This window comes from Streptomyces sp. TRM64462 (assembly GCF_013362995.1).
Lineage (GTDB): Bacteria > Actinomycetota > Actinomycetes > Streptomycetales > Streptomycetaceae > Streptomyces.
In genome coordinates this window covers 1-2630 of record NZ_JABWDV010000463.1, presented here as the reverse complement: position 1 = coordinate 2630, position 2630 = coordinate 1, and the positions used below count along the sequence as shown (strand labels likewise).

Genomic DNA, 2630 nt, shown 5'->3' with positions numbered 1-2630 from the left:
TCGCCCGGCACCTGGTGGCCGGGCACGGGGTGCGCGGACTGGTCCTGGTGAGCCGCCGTGGCCTGGACGCGCCGGGCGCGGCGGAGCTGCGGGACGAGCTGGAGGCGCTGGGGGCCGAGGTGGCGGTCGAGGCGTGCGACGTCGCCGACCGGGAGTCCGTGGCGGAGCTGCTGCGCCGCGTGGGTCCGGGCCTGACCGGAGTCGTGCACACGGCCGGTGTCCTGGACGACGCCACCCTGGAGGGCCTGACCGGCGAACGCCTGGAAGCCGTCCTGCGGCCCAAGCTCGACGCGGCCTGGCACCTGCACGACCTCACCCGCGAACTCGCCCCCGGCCTCAAGGCGTTCGTGCTCTACTCCTCCGTCGCCGGACTCCTCGGCACCGCGGGACAGGCCAACTACGCGGCCGGGAACACCTTCCTGGACGCCCTGGCCGCCCACCGCCGCGCCCACGGGCTGCCAGGCCTCTCGCTCGCCTGGGGCCTGTGGGACCAGGCCAGCACCATCACCGGGCACCTCGCCGAAGCCGACCTGCGCCGCCTCGCCCGCTCCGGGCTGCTGCCCCTGGCCGGCGACGACGCCATGGCCCTGTTCGACGCCGCGCCCGCGACGGGCGAGAGCGTCCTCGCCGTCACCCGCCTGGACCTCCGCGCCCTGCGCGGCCAGGGCGACACCGTCCCGGCCGCCCTGCGCGGCCTGGTCCCCGCCCCGCCCCGCAGGCCCGCCGCCACCGGGGCCCCGGCCCACGACCGGGGCCCCGGCCTGGCCGAACGGCTCGCCCCCCTCACGGCCGCCGACCGGGACCGGGCCCTCACCGACCTGGTGCGCGGCCGGGTGGCCGCCGTGCTCGGACACGGTGACCCCACCACGATCGACGCCGACCGCCCCGTACAGGAGCTCGGCTTCGACTCGCTGACCGCCGTCGAACTCCGCAACCAGCTCGGGGCGGAGACCGGGCTGCGCCTGCCCACCACGCTGGTCTTCGACCATCCGACCCCCCGGGCCGTCGCCGCCTACCTGGCCGGGCAGCTCGCCTACGAGGAGCCCGACCCCGCCGAGCCCGTGCTGACCGAACTGTCCCGGCTCAGGGCCGCCATCGAGGCCGCCGCGTCCGACCGGGACGCCCACGGCCAGATCACCTCACGGCTGCGGGAACTGCTCGCCGCCGCCGACACCGCGGCCGGCGGCACGCCCGACCGGGCGTCCGGACCCGAGGACGACGACCTGGAATCCGCGACGGACGAGGAACTCTTCGCCCTCGTCGACGAACTCGACTGACCACCCACCGACCACCGGGAGTTGAACGATCATGGCGGGCGAGGACAAGCTCCGCGACTATCTCAAGAAGGCCGTCGCCGACGCCCGTGACGCACGCAGGCAGTTGCGGGAGATCGAGGAACGGCGCCACGAGCCCATCGCGATCGTCGGCATGGCCTGCCGCTACCCGGGCGGGGTCTCCTCGCCCGACGACCTGTGGCGCCTGGTCGCCGACGGCACGGACGCCGTCACCGGGTTCCCCGCCGACCGGGGCTGGGACACCGAAGCGCTGTACGACCCGGACCCCGACCACAGCGGCACCACCTACGGCAAGGAGGGCGGCTTCCTCCACGACGCCGACCGGTTCGACCCGGCGTTCTTCGGCATGTCGCCCCGCGAGGCCACCGCGATCGACCCGCAGCAGCGGCTGCTCCTGGAGACCGCCTGGGAGACGTTCGAGCACGCCGGGATCGACCCCACGGGCCTGCGCGGCTCCCGCACCGGCGTCTTCACCGGGCTGATGTACAACGACTACGGCTCCCGCCCCCACCTGCCGCCGGAGGACTTCGAGGGCTACCTGTTCAGCGGCAGCGCGGGCAGCATCGCCGCCGGCCGCCTCTCGTACACGTACGGCTTCGAGGGCCCGGCCGTCACCGTGGACACGGCGTGCTCGTCCTCGCTCGTCGCCCTGCACCTGGCGGCGAACGCGCTGCGCAACGGCGAGTGCGACCTCGCCGTCGCCGGCGGCGCCACCGTCATGTCGACACCGGTCGCGTTCATCGAGTTCTCGCGGCTGCGCGGCCTGGCCGCCGACGGGCGGTGCAAGTCCTTCGGCGCCGGCGCGGACGGCGTCGGCTGGTCGGAGGGCGTGGGCCTGCTGCTCGTGGAGCGGTTGTCGGACGCGCGCCGGAACGGGCACCAGGTCCTTGCGGTGGTGCGGGGGAGCGCCGTGAATCAGGACGGTGCGAGCAATGGTCTGACGGCTCCGAACGGTCCCTCGCAGGAGCGGGTGATCCGTCAGGCGCTGGCGGACGCGCGCTTGTCGGCGTCGGATGTGGACGCCGTCGAGGCGCACGGCACCGGCACACGCCTGGGTGATCCGATCGAGGCGCAGGCATTGCTGGCCACGTACGGGCAGGAGCGCGAAGAGCCGCTGTACCTGGGCTCGTTGAAGTCGAACATCGGGCACGCGCAGGCCGCCGCCGGTGTGGGCGGGGTCATCAAGATGGTGCAGGCCATGCACCACGGGGTGCTGCCGAAGACGCTGCACGTGGACGAGCCGTCGCCGCATGTGGACTGGGAGTCGGGTGCGGTCGAGCTGCTGACCGAGGCACGGGACTGGCCGGTCGCGGACGGGCGTCCACGCCGGGCCGG

At 74.6% G+C, this 2630-nt stretch carries 2 protein-coding genes; both read left to right on the top strand.

The genetic code is table 11. The features are described 5' to 3' along the window. On the top strand, positions 1–1277 hold a 1277-nt coding region (locus HTZ82_RS30915), incomplete at its 5' end, for a beta-ketoacyl reductase (protein ID WP_175412718.1). Positions 1278–1305: 28 nt separating this feature from the next. Next, positions 1306–2630, top strand: a 1325-nt coding sequence (locus HTZ82_RS30910; protein ID WP_375540879.1) for a type I polyketide synthase, incomplete at its 3' end; no start/stop codon positions are given.